The organism is Dolichospermum compactum NIES-806 (assembly GCF_002368115.1).
Classification (GTDB): Bacteria; Cyanobacteriota; Cyanobacteriia; order Cyanobacteriales; family Nostocaceae; genus Dolichospermum; species Dolichospermum compactum.
The window spans coordinates 807,371-822,931 of sequence record NZ_AP018316.1 but is presented as its reverse complement, the minus strand read 5'-3'; the positions used below and the strand labels follow the sequence as shown (position 1 = coordinate 822,931).

Below are 15,561 nucleotides of genomic sequence, written 5' to 3'. Positions count from 1 at the left end.
ATTATTTAGAAGTTTTAATCCAATTGAATTTTGACTGTCAGATTTTGAATCTTATCCCCTAGCCATTTCTCAAATAGCTCATTTTTTAGTGATTGTTGTAATTGAGGATCTTCTAAGGAGGCTGGAAGAATTTGTTCTAATCTAAATAAAGCAAAACGTCCTTCTATTTCTATGGGATTGATCAATTTTCCAGGGCTGGTTGAGTCTACAGCCGCACGTAATATGTCTGGTATAGTCCCCCGACTAATTGGTCCCATCATGCCATTAAATACTCTTTCATCGGCTAATGAATACTCTTTTGCCAGTTGTTCAAAACTACTTCCTTCTTCAATTTGAGTTTGTAGTTCTTCTGCTAATTCCCGACTGTCAACTAGAATCCGCGAAAGTATAACTCTATCCAAGTAAATCTTCTTTTCAATAAAGTATTCTGGTAATTTTGATTCTGTGATTAATGCTTTGAGTTTCTCCAACTGAAAGCTCAAGGTAATAGATGTATGAAAAGTTGTATAATCTGTACCATTATTTGTTAGCCATTCTTGAAATTTTTGGGCATCAGTTAGTTGATTTTTCAGACGAAAATCAATAATTGTCTGTTCAATTAATGTGGAACTAATCTCAATATCTGTTCTGGCACTAATTTCTTGTTCAATTACGTGCTGACGCAGTACGTCACTCATAAAATTTCCCAGTCTACCAGATATTTGTAAGTATTTGACTACTTCAGCTAGGGTAATTTCCTGGTCATTTACAGTTAAAAAAGATGAAGATTCCATGAAGTAATTCTCAGGATAATACTAAAACATCTATAAGACTTTCCATTGAATAATGGAGAAAACAGTAGAAAAATATATCTAGGAATCATAAAGATTCGATAAATTAAATATGTAATTAATATCTGGTAATTAAATATGCTATCTTTTTATTAAGAGTAAACTAAATGATTTTAAATGATAACTATTTTTAAGTCTGTAAGCAAGATGACAATATCCCCAAATTATTCAAGAAGTTGGGGATATAAAAATTTTAATTTGAGTCAATAGTTAAACAAAGATACTTTGGTAAATTAATGCCAATATTATCGCCGCAGTTGCACCAATCAGGGTATTGAAGATATTAACAACCTCATTAGTCAGCCACGTATATTTAGATTGCAAAGTTGCACCAATAACACTTTCTAAATTTGTAGCGATAAATGCAGCTATTACACTCCAAATAATACCCAGGGGATTAATTAAATTTACACTCCAGCCAATGAGTGCGATCGCTATTGATGCTACCATACCAGCTAAAGTCCCTTCTAAACTTACCGCCCCTTCTGTCCCTCTCGGAACTGGTTGCAATGTGGTAATTAAAAAGGTACTTTTACCATAAGCTTTACCAACTTCACTGGCTGTAGTATCCGATAGTTTAGTGCTAAAACTGGCAACATAACCCAAACATAGTAAATATTTAAACTCAGGTAAAAACAAGACTCCCAACGCACACAAAGCCGCTATTAATGCTGAACCCCAAACGTTCTCAGGGCCTCTTGCACCGGCACGTTTTTCCGCAATTCCGGCGGCTTCTTTTTCTGCCATACCAATGCGCGTTACCCCAGAACCAACAATAAAATAAAATACCACCACTAGATATCCCTGCCAACCTAGTGTTCCCCAAATGATTATTCCTAATAATCCAGCATTAAGTATACCTGCCGGGGTGAGCAATTTTTTGGGAATAATTGCGACTATTCCTAGTAAAATTGCATTTAAGCCTACTCCCACTAACCAGGGATTAACAGAATCTATTAAAGATAACATCTGTGATAAATTATGAGTTTTTTCAGATTTTTATGCTAACAAAATGATTTTATCCTCTTTTACCGCAGATTTATCGTAATTTTACTCCTTCACTTTTATTTGTCAAATAGCTTAGAATTATTCTCTACTTTGCTGTTTCATTGCTTGTTGTACTACTTCAATTTTTAATTCTAGGGCTTCGGCAATTTGTTCTACACTCAACCCCATTTTCAAAAGACGAGGAGTTGTTTCTAACTTAGTTTCTTTCTGTACTTCTTCCTTAACTTCTTGATAAAATCTGGTTTGTCGCCATTCTGTTAATCCAAACATTACTTCTAACTCCTGACGGCTATAGGTGAAAAACTTGTAAATTAAGACTCTTTGACACATTGTGTTTTCATAGCTTGTTGCACTATTTCAATATCTAATTCCAGTGCTTCCGCAATTTGTTCTACACTCAAACCCATTTTCAAAAGACGAGGAATTGCTTCTAACTTAGTTTCTTCCTTAACTTCTTGATAAAATCGAGTTTGTCGCCATTCTGTTAATCCAAACATCGCTTCTAACTCCTGACGGCTATAAGTGGAAAACTTGTAAATTAGCATCCTTTCTACTAATTCTAAAAGATAACGACTGTTTGCCGCATCTGCTTGTTGTACTAAATTAATTAAACTTCTTGCTGTTTGTATTGCTTCATCTTCAGGCGCAACTACTAATTGAATAATTCCTAAACCAATTGAAGATGATGTATCAGTTCATTCATCTAAATAAACTACATGAATTTGTCCTGCAGCTAGTGAACTTTGATATGTCAAGGGTATTCCAGGATCAAGACTCCGTTTAGCCCACAATACTACAGCTTGCCATTTTTTATCAGGTTTATACTGGTTTAAATACAGAAATACTTCCGTAATCAACCGCCAGTATAAGTTATCATCATCTTGAAATTGAACTTCGACAAAATAAATCGGATCTTCTGGGTACTCAGCTTTGGGTAAAAATACACCATCAATACGTCGTGCTAGTTCTTTGATTTCTACTGATGACAATTCATAGTGTGCAGTATTAAGTCACTGGCTGATAAAACAACGTTAGTTTGTCATGCCGGGTATAAAAAGTATGCTTCTGTGAAAGTTTTAAATATGCGATCGCTTGACAATCAAGTTAGTTCCCACACAGGATGAGCGATCGCATTAGTTACATATATAACCATAATAGTCAGTTTATTTGCTATGGGTAGAAGTTCTTAAACCAAGATTTTACGAACGTTACCAGCCATTCCATTATGCTCTAATTTTATACAGTCCTGAGCCTCCAAGATGAACTTCTCAATTTTGCGGTTCAGACGATCTCTAAATATCTCATTACCCATAACATCAAACTCGAAATTATTGATTATTTTACTATTATTGATAATAAACCTACAGAGAAATTAACTAAATCCTACTTTTATTCTCCAACTCACCCCCACCATGAACCAAACCATATTTCACCTCGCCTTTCCCGTCACCAATATCCCCCAAACCAAAGCCTATTATGTTGATGGTTTAGGCTGCATACCCGGACGCGAAAACCCCCACGCTTTGATTCTCAACCTTTATGGACATCAATTAGTAGCACACATAACAAAAGACATCCTCACACCTCAAAAAGCAATTTATCCTCGACATTTTGGACTAATTTTCACCCAAGAACAAGATTGGCAAGAATTACTAGAAAAGGCAAAAAACAAAGATTTAAAGTTTAGAGAAGAACCCAAATACCGCTTTACCGATTCCCTTCTAGAACATCAAACTTTTTTCTTAGAAGACCCATTTTATAACTTAATGGAATTTAAGTATTATCGTCATCCAGAAGCGATTTTTGGCAATGCTGAACATACCCTCATTGGGGATACACATTAATCGGTTCTACTAAAGCTGCGGCTACTTTTTCTAAAGTCCGATCATCTGTTAACATCCAAGAATGAAATGCAACTCGTAAAATAACGTCCTTACTTACAGGGATTTTTGAACTACTAGCCGGTAAAATCATCAAATCATAAGGTGTCCAAATAGATGTAAAATTCAACTGCTTTAACATCTCGACATCAGCATTTAAATCATTGAGAAAATCACTATGAGGACGCATTTGCAAAGCACCAGCCAGCCAAGTACCATAAGCAACTATAGTTCCATAATGAGGTGAAGAAATTGTCATAAATCGCTGGACTCTATTTATTCCCCCCAACCGCTGAATATAATAACGGCTGACAATTCCTCCCATACTAAAACCCACTATATCCAGTGGTTGCGCTGCTGCAAAGATATTATTTACATAATCAGCTACTTGCTGGGCTAATTTCTCCAAAACCTCAGAACCATTGTTAGGGATTAAATCCACCGTATACACGGACAAACCTTGTTTTCGCAGATAAAATGCCATTTTATTGAAAACCGCCCCAGTATCGTTAATACCATGCACTAATAAAACGGGATTTTGCTGTTTTGTTGTCATGATCTTAATTAGTTAGTATTGTTAATAATTTAACTCAGTATTGTAATACTAAATATACAGTATGTGACAGTTGTGAAACTGAGTGGAGATTATTAAGATTTATTAAATAAGTTCTCATAATCTTATAGTTATAATAAAATTTAATAATTAATTTGCGTTATTTACTAAATACTGTTTTAGACAAAAAAGACCTACAAATACTTGCCAGTAGTAATTATAGGCTTTTAATCAGCGAACAGTAGGTCTAATGATTGACCGTAGATAACGCAATCAAATGTAATATTACACCGTAATTTTTAACAATTTCGGTAAAAATCCCGACTATTCAAACCAGGAGCATTTTTTATGGGCTTTATCAAAAATATCATTGCAGGTATTGTGGGTTTTATTACTGGATTGTTTAGCAAAAAGGGTGATAGCTACTACCTAGAATTAAAGGAAGAAGCTAATGTTACTCAATCTCCAGCAACAGTAGCAGCCAAATCTACACCAAAAGTTGAACCAAAAGCTACACCGACAGCCGTAAAAGCTACTAAGCCTGAACCAGTTAAAATATCAGTCCCCACTGAAGCCAATTTTGCCACCAAATATCTCATTCCTACTAATAGTCCTCGTCGTCGTCCCGGCGTAAATATGAATGTCTTCTTAGACATGGCGCGTCAAGTTAAAACTCCTGGATAAGTTTTTTAATTGGGATTATCTTTTTTAAAGGATGTTTGAAAAGTTTTTAATGTATAAATAAACCCCTCTGCAAACCTCTCCCCGACCCCTCCCTGACCTCTCCCTGACCCCTCCCTGACCGAAAAATTTTGGATTTTAGATTTTGGATTGGGAATTTTCGGTACAAGCCCCGCCCCTCCAGGGCGGAATTAATCAAAAACCGCCAATCTAAAATCCTCAAGCTCCACACTTTAGGTTGGAGTCAATCCAAAATCTGTTGACCCTCCCCTAAAAGGGGCTACCGTGTACACACATCCTTACCCAAAGCGAGTTTTCTACAACGAGAAAGAATCTATTGAAAATCCAGTTCCCCTCTCGAAAAGCGGGGAGGGGCTAGGGGTGGGGTTTTATGGCAACCAACAGGAAATTTCCGACTTGTGTGTACACCGTAGGTAGGGAAGGGGGGAAGGGGGTTAGGTTTCTAGAAATTATCGGTTTCATCTAATACTTTTCAAACAACCTCTTAGACTTTTTGTAATTGGGCTACTCTGGGGTCTACAATTTTTTGTCCTAAACTCAGGAATTTAATCGCTACAGACACCTTATTTCCTTCTCCGAAAACGTGAGTAATTTCCCCAAGTCCAAAGGACTTATGTAATACTCTGTCACCTACTTGCCAAATTCCGGGAGTGCTTTGTTTACTAGTGGTTGCAGAAGTGGTTTTAGTCGAACTCCGGGTAACTTTATTTTGGGTGGTTAACAATTCTGTGGGTATTTCATCGAGAAATTGCGATCGCATTGCCGGTTCTCTAGACCCATATAAACGCCGTTCTCTGGCATGAGATAAAAACAACCGTTCTTGAGCGCGGGTAATTCCCACATAACACAAACGCCGTTCCTCTTCTAACAATGAAGGATCTTGTAAAGAACGATAACCCGGAAAAAGTCCCTGTTCTAATCCCACTAAAAAGACAACAGGAAACTCCAACCCTTTAGAAGCGTGTAAAGTCATTAAAGAAACCGCTGTTTGTCCCTCTTTTAAATTATCTAAATCAGAACTCAAAGCCGCACTTTGCAAAAATGCCTGTAAAGAAATATCTTCTCCAGCATTTTCTTCTTGAAATTGCAGCATAGCATTATATAATTCATTGACGTTACTAATTCTATTATCAGCTTCATCTGTAGCTTGATCTTGCAATTCCTTAATATAACGAGAATCTTCTAAAATGCCTTGTAAAATTTCCGAACCGGGAACAACTTTGACTTGTTCTTGACGATTTTGAATCATGGCGGCGAAATTATTCACAGCTTTCGCCGAACGTCCTGCTAAAGTATTTACAGATGTTTCATCACTTAATATTTCCCATAATGTTGTTCCTAACTGCTGGGAAGCATTCACCAAAGCATCAACAGTAGATTTACCAATTCCCCGTCGAGGTGTGTTGATAACTCTTAATAAACTTACAGTATCCGCTGGGTTATTAATCGCCCTTAAATATGCCACAGCATCTTTAATTTCTTTGCGATCATAAAATTTCATGCCTCCCACAACCGTATAAGGAATTTGATATTTTACTAATAATTCTTCAAAAGGTCGAGATTGAGCATTTGTTCGATATAAAATTGCAAAGTTACCCCAATTTAATTCCGGGTTTTGATGCTCTAAATTTCTAATTTGGTTAATCACAAAAGCTGCTTCTGCCATTTCTTCATCAGCTTTATGACAATAAATTTCTTCCCCTGGTTCTCTTGTGGCTTTGAGGATTTTATCAATCCGTTGAGTATTATTTTCAATTAATTCATTAGCAGCTTGGAGAATGTTTTCACATGAGCGATAATTTTCTTCTAATTTCACCATAGAACGAGTATCATCATCTGCTAAACCATCCCCAAAATTTTCCTGAAACTCTAGCAAAATGGTAAAATCTGCCATTCTAAAACTATAAATTGACTGGTCAGCATCACCAACCACAAACACAGATCGATTTTGCCATTTCCATTCATTTTTCCGGCTTTCCCCATTTGTTACCAAAAGCTGAATTAAATCATATTGAGTTCGGTTAGTATCTTGATATTCATCAACTAGAATATGACAAAATTTTTGATGCCAATAACCTAAAACTTGTTCGTTTTGTTGAAATAATCGAGTAGGAATTAAAATTAAATCATCAAAATCTAAAGCATTATTTTGGGCAAGTTTATCTTGATAGCGATTATAAACATCAGCAATCACCCTACCTCGATAGTCTGGTTGTTCACTTTCAAATTGTTGGGGAGAAAGTCCTTGATTTTTAGCATTACTAATAGCGTAGCGAATAGATTTAGGTTCAAATTTTTTACTATCTAAATTTAAATCTTTGGTAACAATTTCTTTAATCACACTTTGGACATCCGATTCATCAAAGATAGAAAAGTTTTTATTCCATTTTCTGCCTTTTTCATCTTGATATTTTTCGATATCCCAGCGCAGAATCCGCGAGAATAAACTATGAAAAGTTCCACACCACATATCTTTAATAGTAGTGCGGTAAACCTGTGTTTTTAGTAAGCTTTGTTCATATTCTGTCAGTAAATCAAATTTTTTACCATGTTGTGATATTGCTAATGGTTCAGTAAATATCCTTTGAATTCGTTCCTTCATTTCCTTTGCAGCTTTATTCGTAAATGTCACCGCGAGGATATTTTCAGGATTAACACGATGTTTAATAATCAAATTAGCAATGCGGTAAGTCAGCGCCCGGGTTTTCCCTGAACCAGCACCAGCTACCACTAATAATGGTCCGCAGTAGTGTTCGACCGCTTGACGTTGACTAGGATTAAGATGAGTCAGAAAATCAATATTTGTGGTCATAAAATATAACAATGATGAAAAGGACAATTTGTTATCGGGTTATTCTGTCAGCGTCAAACTCAGTACGAATAATAAAACAAAATCAGCATAACCAAGCAAAAATGATAAAAATTTACTTAAATTGCTAAACTTTGAGAAAATTTGATATAGTGTTGGATTATTTAGTTTTATCCTTGCTTCCTAACTAGCAACTTAATGTTACTGGATTTTGTGTAAAGTTTTATCATACTTGTGAAGAACTCTAGATGTAAGATAAACCAATAATCTCTAATCTCTCACCCTGATTAGCGAGGGAAAGTACCGATTAACAGCCTTTTGGTTGTAAATATCTAAGTAAGAAACTCAACTTTCAAAATCATGGAAACGAAAATGCAAGAACCAGAATTTAAAGAAACCCAGTCTAAAGAAACAACCATACCCGAAATTAACACCCAAACCGGGAATTTGACGAAACTTCAACCTCCTATGCAGTCTCAAGAACAATGGCTGAAATACGGACAACAAATTTCTGGGTTTTTGGGGACATTACCAGACTATGTAGGTAAATTTTTCGGTCAATATCAGCAGCCCATCGTTAGTATTGGTTTAGTCGTGACAGCAGTAGTCACAGTTAAGGTACTATTGGCTGTATTAGATGCTCTTAATGATGTTCCTTTGGTAGCACCTACCTTTGAATTAATTGGCATTGGTTATTCTGTGTGGTTTGTTTATCGCTATTTACTCAAAGCTTCTAGCAGACAGGAGTTATCTGGAGAAATTAACACCCTCAAATCCCAAGTTGTGGGTAAGCACACTCCTAAATCTTAACTCACAAATTTAGATAATCTTAGATACCCGACTCTTTAAAGAAATCGGGTATCTTTTTTCTTTTTTACTTTTTTATATACTCAAAACGGCTAGAAGCTGGACTTTTTTATCATACAAAGAACAAGTTCAAAGCCTCTCCCCGTTGCGGGGAGAGGTTTGGAGAGGGGTTTCATATTTGGTTAAACTATGAACCGTTTTCAGTATAAATATGGTTTGCTGATAGCGTAGCGTAAGCCATAAAAGTTGTCTGTGAGGGTAGGGAACAAGGAACTTTCTAACAGGTAATAAATTGGTGTGTACTTCATGAGAATGGGAAACGCTATAAAGCCAAGAGTTCGTTGTTTTTTGTGAATTTAGAATATGTTACTTATGTGACACTAAGTATATGTAGTAAAAAGATTATTTATAACTGAAAAATCACGGTTGTGTTTATAAATAACACATCCTAGCATCATATACATATTTAACCTGTTTGGATAATAATTTGTAAACGTTTACTACTGCTCAACAGTGTCAAGTACCTTCAAGCCAGGGAATTAATTCCCTGTCTAATAGCTCAAGTCGGTTGAAACCGACTATTTTGGCGGTATTTATTCTATAAATAGGATAATTTTTGATTTTGATGTCATCAGAGTGCGTTTCAACGCACTTTAGATATTAGACCGGAACTTCAGTTCCAGGTGGGTATAAAAGCTTAGTTACCAAGCGCAAAGGAAAAAAATATGTCTAACAACTCTTTTCTCCCTCAAACCGCGACAACCATTGTTTTTATAGATGCCTCCGTTTCCGACTATCAGACCCTACAAACAGGAGTTGTAGAGGGTGTAAAATCAATTATTATTTCCCCAGATCCAATACTGTAGCCAAAACATTGAAACCCTATTGATATCGTCACGATTTTCTTGGTTTTCAGACCTAGTTTGGGAAAATTGGCAATAGTATTGAGATCAAGACGGGATTAAATTACCCAAATTTTACAATAACATCCTCAAATAGATTATTTATATCAGTTGCATAAGTTCTGAAAAAATTAAGGACATAAAATCATGGCTACTCGTAACGTCATTGCAGATGGTAACTACAGCGACTCGACTATCTGGTTTGAGGGGATTTTGCCTGGCGCTGGGGATGATGTGGTGATTAATCTGAGTGATAGTGATATCACGGTTACTTTGACTAATAACACCACAATTAAAAGTTTGTCCCAGTTTGAGACTTTTCAGTGGAATTCAGGAACGATTAATGTTTCTGATGGATTTACAAATAATGGCAATTTATCCATTGGTTATGGGGATAAATATATAACAGGAGTGCTACAGAATAAGGGAGTAGTTACTCAATCCGACTATTATTCACCCTGGTGGACATACTACGGCAATATCTACCTGAATAACAGCAGTCAAATCATCAACCAAATCGGTGCTACCTATGACTTGCAAGGGGGAAATATCCGTCCAAACTTCCCCGCAGATTATCAAGGTGCAGAAGCAAAATTTGATAACAAAGGTACATTTACCAAAACCAGTGGCTATAGTGCCAGTATCTATGTAGACTTTGATAACTCTAGCACCGTAAATATCAACGCAGGGAATCTAGGTTTAACCAATGATTTTATTAACACAGGAATAGTTAACGTTAATGCTGGAACCCTAGCAGTCACAGGTAAAACCACAAATAGCAACAAAATAAATGTCGAAGGTGGCAGCTTATCTCTCACAGGGGGAGGGACAAACACCAACGGTACTATTTACGTAGACATAGATGCAGCTTTGACATTAGAAGGAATCTTCAACTTTGGGGTGGGGAGTCAAATCACAGGACGTGGAGGTGTAACTCTCAACTCAGGACAATTGAACTTCAATCTCAATCAAACCAGTATCAGACAACAACTTCACCACCACACCCCAACAAGATATCATCAATGCTGAATATGGAGACAACATCATCACCAGCACCTTTGCCAATTTACAACAAAACGATACCATTAATAGTGGTACAGGCACAGATACCTTAATTATCACAGGAGGGACAGTTGATGATACTATCTCCATTGATACTAGTAACACCACCAATCAATTAGATATTCCAGGGACAACAGTATTCGGATTTGAATGCTTTGATTTAACTAGCTTTATAGGTACAGTCAGCTTTAACGGTACATTTGGTAATAATTGGATTAAAGGTGGTACAGGAAACGACGATTTAAGCGGTGGAAGTGGTGATGATTATCTCAATGGGGGAAAGGGTGCAGATTTATTAATCGGTGGTAGTGGCAATGACACTTATGTGGTAGACAATGTGGGAGATATCATTGCTGAAAGTTTAAATAGTGGTATTGATACCGTTGAATCTTCTATCACTTGGACATTAAAAACCAACTTAGAAAACCTCACCTTAACTGGTACAACTTCTATTAACGGTACAGGTAACACCCTCAATAATACCCTCATCGGTAATACTGGCAACAACACTCTTAATGGTGGCGCTGGTGCGGATACCCTCATTGGTGGTATAGGTAACGATTCTTATTATGTGGATAATGTAGCAGATACCATCATAGAAAATATCAATGAAGGAACAGACAGCGTTTCCAGCACTATCAGTTACACTCTAACCGCCAACGTAGAAAACCTGACTCTAACCAGAATAGACGCGATTAACGGTACAGGTAACAGCCTCAATAATAGCATTGCAGGTAATATAGCCGCAAATATTCTCACCGGTGGTGCTGGTAATGATATCCTCAATGGTGGCGCTGGTGCAGATACCCTCATTGGTGGTATAGGTAACGATTCCTATTATGTAGATAATGTAGCAGATACCATCATAGAAAATATCAATGAAGGAATAGATAACGTTTTCAGTGGTGTAACTTACACCCTAACTACCAACCTAGAAAACTTGAACCTAACCGGAATAAACGCAATTAACGGTACAGGTAACAGCCTCAATAATAGTATTACGGGAAATATAGCAGCTAACATTCTCACAGGTGGAGATGGTAATGATTACTTAAATGGAGTAACTGGTGCAGATACCCTCATTGGTGGAATTGGTAATGATAGCCTGTATTTGGGTTTAAACGATAATGTTGTAGATAACGTTAACTACGCTTTTGGTGATGGTACGGATACAATTTACCAATTTGTGCGCGGTGTCGGTGGCGATAAACTGAACTTTACAGGTATTGCCAATTTTGATGTTAGGACATTGGGTACTTCTACATTAGTAAGAGTTGGTGATGGGATTGGTGGTAATACTGGTTTTGGTACTGGTCAGTTATTAGTGACCTTATCAGGGACATCTGGATTTACCAGCGCCAATGCGAATATCAACCTCTTTGGTGGTAATTTCTTGTTCAATTAAAACGAACTTTAGCTAGAAGACAGGGAATCAATTCTCTGTCTTCCTGATTTACATCATCAGCCCATGATGTTTCGCTAAAAAACGCAAAAACGCCAACCGAAAAAAAGAGATTTATGGTATTGACAAACAAGTTTTAAAATGTTATCATGAAAGCGATAAGGAAGAACTATCTTGTTGTCATTAAACAACAAGACCCCCGACCTCTTAGGGATCACCAAAAAATAAATTACCCAATTTTGTGGGATGGGCATCCTGCCTGTCCTTGGTAATTAGCGGGCAAGATGCCCGCACCACAAGAAACTTTTGGGGATTTTTTTAATTGGAAGTCCCTTAGAGAACTCCACAAAAAAGATGAACTGCTTGCAGCAGCGCCTCGCTATCCAATCTTGTGGGATGTGGGATGGGCATCTTGCCCGTCCTTGTATTATTAGCGGGCTTTTCGTCCCGCACCACAAGAAATTTTGGGATATTTTTTTAATTGGAAGTCTCTTAAAAAAGTCGGGGATATTTTTATTTGTTAAAGCACTCGCAACACGCTAGGAATACTATCTATTGATTCCATAGCTTGAATTTCTGCCAAAGCTTTTCTAAAGTCCCCTTCCCGGACATTGTGGGTAACAACAACAATTTCTGCTAGTTCTCCCTGAAAACCAGTTTGGACAACTGACTCTAAACTCACGCCATAATTGCCAAAACAAGTTCCCAATCTACCAATAACTCCCGCTTGGTCTTTGCTGAGGAAACGGGCATAAAACCGGGTTACTAACTCAGAAATGGGGGTAATTTGCGAGTAATGTTGATGTCTACAGGCTAGAAGTGAATTCGGTTTAGCTGTATTAGTTTTAAGGGTAGCGACAAGATTTAATATATCTGATGATACAGCACTGGCGGTAGCACCAGCCCCAGCCCCAGGACCGAATAACATCACCTGTCCTATAGGTTCTCCTTCCACAAGAATGGCATTGTAAACACCGTTAATACTAGCTAAAGGATGGGTTTGGGGAACTAGGGTAGGATGAACTCTCACGGAAAGTCGGGAATTATCTTGATCTAAGTGTTGAGCTATCCCCAATAGTTTAATCACAAATCCTAATTTAGCGCTGTATGCAATATCTGTTTTTGTAACTTGGCGAATTCCTTCACAATGGACATCTTCCCGATTAATTCGTCCATCAAATCCTAAAGATGCCAAAATAGCAATCTTATCTCCGGCATCCAAACCATCAACATCCGCTGTGGGGTCAGCTTCAGCATAACCCAATTTTTGGGCATCTGCTAAAACATCATCAAATTCACTACCTTCTGTTTGCATCCTGGTGAGGATGTAGTTGGTTGTACCATTGACAATGCCCATGATAGCGCTAATGCGGTTGACGCTTAAGGATTGCTTCAGGGGTTGAATTACAGGAATACCACCACCAACGGCGGCTTCTAGCAGCACATAAACACCTGTTTGGTTAGCAGCGGTGAATATTTCAGCACCAAATCGAGAAATTACGGCTTTATTGGCGGTAACTACGTGCTTACCATTTTTAATAGCTGTCAGGATGAGTGTGCGTGCGGGTTCTAATCCCCCCATCAACTCTACAACTATATCTACGGCTGGATCATTAACAATGGCTTCTAAATCCGTAGTTATTACCTCTGGGGATAATTCTACAGCACGGGGTTTCGTGAGCGATCGCACACCCACTCGATATATTTCAATTTCCTGTAACAGCGGATGACGACCTACTTTGTCTTGCAACAGTTGCACTGTCCCCGTTCCCACCGTACCTAATCCAAGTATTCCTAATTTGACAGCCACAGATTTTGCACCCACATTAAATTTACATAAAACAATTGTAGGCAGAGCCATAAGCCCTACCTACTAATTATCTGCTTTTAATTGTCTAATAACCAATGACCAATGACCACTCACCATTGACCAATAACAAATTAGTATGTTTCTACGTGCCAGCGGTGAGCTTTTTTTAGATCCTTTTGGTAATCACTCCAAACTACACCTTCTTTAGCCGCAGCAGCGCTTAAAGCAGCATCAATGCCATCTTCCATACCGCGCAAACCGCAGATGTAAGTGTGAGTTTTTTCATTTTTAATTAACTGCCACAATTCATCAGCGTGTTCCGCAACCCGGTCTTGGATGTACATTCTGCCACCTGCGGGGTTATTTTGTTCCCGGCTGATAGCATAGGTGAGACGGAAGTTTTCCGGATATTTCTCTTGCATTGCTTCCAATTCTTCTTTGTAGAGAATATTGGGAGATGTTGGCACACCAAACAACAACCAGGAAAATCCTTTAAATTGATATTCTGGGTTAGCTTTTCTTTCTGCATCCTTAAACATCCGCCACAGGTAAGTCCGCATAGGCGCAATACCCGTACCTGTTGCTAACATGATCACATTAGCTTCAGGATCTTCCGGCAATAACATTTCCTTACCAACAGGACCAGTGATTTTGACATCATCACCTGGTTTAATTTTAGTCAGATAGGTAGAACAAACACCATAAACCGTTTCACCTGTTTCTGGATGCTTATACTCTAACTGACGAACACACAGAGATATTGTTTTATCATCTAGATTATCGCCGTGACGAGTAGAAGCAATGGAGTACAGTCTGAGTTTTTCAGGCTTACCATTCTTATCTACACCAGGAGGAATAATCCCAATACTTTGTCCTTCTAAATACCTCAGGTTGCCAGCAGACAGGTCAAACTTGAGATGTTGAACAATCCCAATTCCACCCTCTTTAACTAATGTTTCATTAGAAATACACTTACCAATAAACGGAGCATTAGGACGATAAATGTTCACAGGAACATCAGCATGAGCATCTTTTTTGGCTTTTGCTTGAGTCATGGAGTTGCCTTTCTTATCCTTAACTGGTGTTTTAGCAAAGCCTTTAGCTTCACTAACATTACTTACAGGTGTGGATTTACCATGTTCATCTTTGTTAGCACTTACTTCAGCCGCGACTTCGCTGCTAACTTTAATGTCAGCAGTTGCCAATTCAACTTTTTCGTTAACTGCTAAGTCAACTTTGCGATTGAGTTGCTGTAAAGCTGTAACAGATTGGATACTAACAATTTTACCGCCCAGGCGAGTGATCCGTCGCATTTCTTGATTCATGCGGTTGTAAGGTACTCTGATGAATACACTGCCACTTCTACGAATTTGGTAGTTGGTTTGATCAGTTTCTTCAACCTGACGCAGACCCACCACTTCGTAAACGAAGACGCGGCTACCTGATTCTATATTGGCAGCACCCTCAACAGCACCTTGATTGTACATTCCTTCTAACACTCCGATATTTACTTAACCGTTTATCAAAAAAAAATCATTCCCATCCTTATGCGAGGTTTAGTTTACCGGATTTTCGGATCACAAAACTAGCCATCTGGGAAAACGACATCATTTATGATGATGCCTTGCTCAGTACACCCGCCCAAGACCAGTAGGCATTGCAAAAAACACACCTGTTCACCTTCTAAATTAGAGGATAAGTCTTTGCGAGAATGTTAATAGTGAATCACTTTAATCTTTTTTCTCGAACTACATAGTTTTAGGCTTGTTGATCAAATATTTTACTATATATTGATC

At 37.8% G+C, this 15,561-nt stretch carries 13 protein-coding genes and 2 pseudogenes; 7 read left to right on the top strand and 8 right to left on the bottom strand.

Going from position 1 to position 15,561, the window contains the following annotated elements:
- Window positions 1-14: 14 nt before the first annotated feature.
- The 4 genes and pseudogenes from CA730_RS03855 to CA730_RS25960 all read right to left on the bottom strand — a co-directional run.
- Window positions 15-773, bottom strand: coding sequence for a peptidylprolyl isomerase (locus CA730_RS03855; RefSeq protein WP_096664183.1), 759 nt, complete (start codon window positions 771-773; stop codon window positions 15-17).
- Window positions 774-1,040: 267 nt separating this feature from the next.
- Window positions 1,041-1,799 carry a TIGR00297 family protein gene (locus CA730_RS03850; protein WP_096664180.1) on the bottom strand — a complete coding sequence of 253 codons (759 nt, stop codon included), beginning with the start codon at window positions 1,797-1,799 and terminating at the stop codon, window positions 1,041-1,043.
- Between the two features lie 117 nt (window positions 1,800-1,916).
- Entirely contained in the window at window positions 1,917-2,168 is a 252-nt protein-coding gene (locus CA730_RS03845; protein ID WP_096664177.1) for a hypothetical protein, read from the bottom strand.
- A pseudogene (locus tag CA730_RS25960) lies at window positions 2,150-2,830 on the bottom strand (Rpn family recombination-promoting nuclease/putative transposase); the annotation flags it as partial. The gene CA730_RS03845 and the pseudogene CA730_RS25960, both read right to left, overlap by 19 nt.
- Before the next feature lie 420 nt (window positions 2,831-3,250).
- Here CA730_RS25960 and CA730_RS03835 point away from each other — a divergent pair.
- A complete protein-coding gene (locus tag CA730_RS03835; RefSeq protein ID WP_096664174.1) occupies window positions 3,251-3,682 on the top strand; it encodes a VOC family protein in 432 nt (143 codons plus the stop codon).
- Here the strand turns inward: CA730_RS03835 and CA730_RS03830 are convergent.
- Window positions 3,663-4,274: an esterase/lipase family protein gene (locus CA730_RS03830; protein ID WP_096664171.1), complete on the bottom strand. Its 612-nt coding sequence runs from the start codon at window positions 4,272-4,274 to the stop codon at window positions 3,663-3,665. The genes CA730_RS03835 and CA730_RS03830 overlap by 20 nt on opposite strands.
- A 345-nt stretch (window positions 4,275-4,619) precedes the next feature.
- On the opposite strand from CA730_RS03830, the gene CA730_RS03825 reads away from it, so the two are divergent.
- Entirely contained in the window at window positions 4,620-4,955 is a 336-nt protein-coding gene (locus CA730_RS03825) for a hypothetical protein (protein WP_096664168.1), read from the top strand.
- Window positions 4,956-5,457: 502 nt separating this feature from the next.
- On the opposite strand, the gene pcrA is transcribed toward CA730_RS03825, so the two are convergent.
- Window positions 5,458-7,785: a DNA helicase PcrA gene (pcrA, locus tag CA730_RS03820; protein ID WP_096664164.1), complete on the bottom strand. Its 2,328-nt coding sequence runs from the start codon at window positions 7,783-7,785 to the stop codon at window positions 5,458-5,460.
- Window positions 7,786-8,154: 369 nt separating this feature from the next.
- Between pcrA and CA730_RS03815 the strand changes: the two genes are divergently transcribed.
- From CA730_RS03815 to CA730_RS03805, 5 genes and pseudogenes are all read left to right on the top strand, one after another.
- Window positions 8,155-8,592, top strand: coding sequence for a CAAD domain-containing protein (locus tag CA730_RS03815; RefSeq protein ID WP_096671267.1), 438 nt, complete (start codon window positions 8,155-8,157; stop codon window positions 8,590-8,592).
- Between the two features lie 722 nt (window positions 8,593-9,314).
- Window positions 9,315-9,455, top strand: coding sequence for a hypothetical protein (locus CA730_RS24110; protein WP_157749911.1), 141 nt, complete (start codon window positions 9,315-9,317; stop codon window positions 9,453-9,455).
- A gap of 183 nt (window positions 9,456-9,638) precedes the next feature.
- On the top strand, window positions 9,639-10,520 hold the full coding sequence (locus tag CA730_RS03810; protein WP_096664161.1) for a hypothetical protein: 882 nt from the start codon (window positions 9,639-9,641) through the stop codon (window positions 10,518-10,520).
- Window positions 10,453-10,869: pseudogene (locus CA730_RS26225) on the top strand (calcium-binding protein); the annotation flags it as partial. The gene CA730_RS03810 and the pseudogene CA730_RS26225, both read left to right, overlap by 68 nt.
- Before the next feature lie 9 nt (window positions 10,870-10,878).
- Window positions 10,879-11,958: a calcium-binding protein gene (locus CA730_RS03805; RefSeq protein ID WP_231939968.1), complete on the top strand. Its 1,080-nt coding sequence runs from the start codon at window positions 10,879-10,881 to the stop codon at window positions 11,956-11,958.
- A 517-nt stretch (window positions 11,959-12,475) separates the two neighbouring features.
- Here the strand turns inward: CA730_RS03805 and CA730_RS03800 are convergent.
- The gene (locus CA730_RS03800; protein ID WP_096671265.1) at window positions 12,476-13,765 is read right to left on the bottom strand and encodes a homoserine dehydrogenase; all 1,290 of its coding nucleotides are present in this window, start codon (window positions 13,763-13,765) and stop codon (window positions 12,476-12,478) included.
- Window positions 13,766-13,896: 131 nt separating this feature from the next.
- Window positions 13,897-15,252, bottom strand: coding sequence for a ferredoxin--NADP reductase (gene petH, locus CA730_RS03795; RefSeq protein WP_096664158.1), 1,356 nt, complete (start codon window positions 15,250-15,252; stop codon window positions 13,897-13,899).
- Window positions 15,253-15,561: the final 309 nt, after the last annotated feature.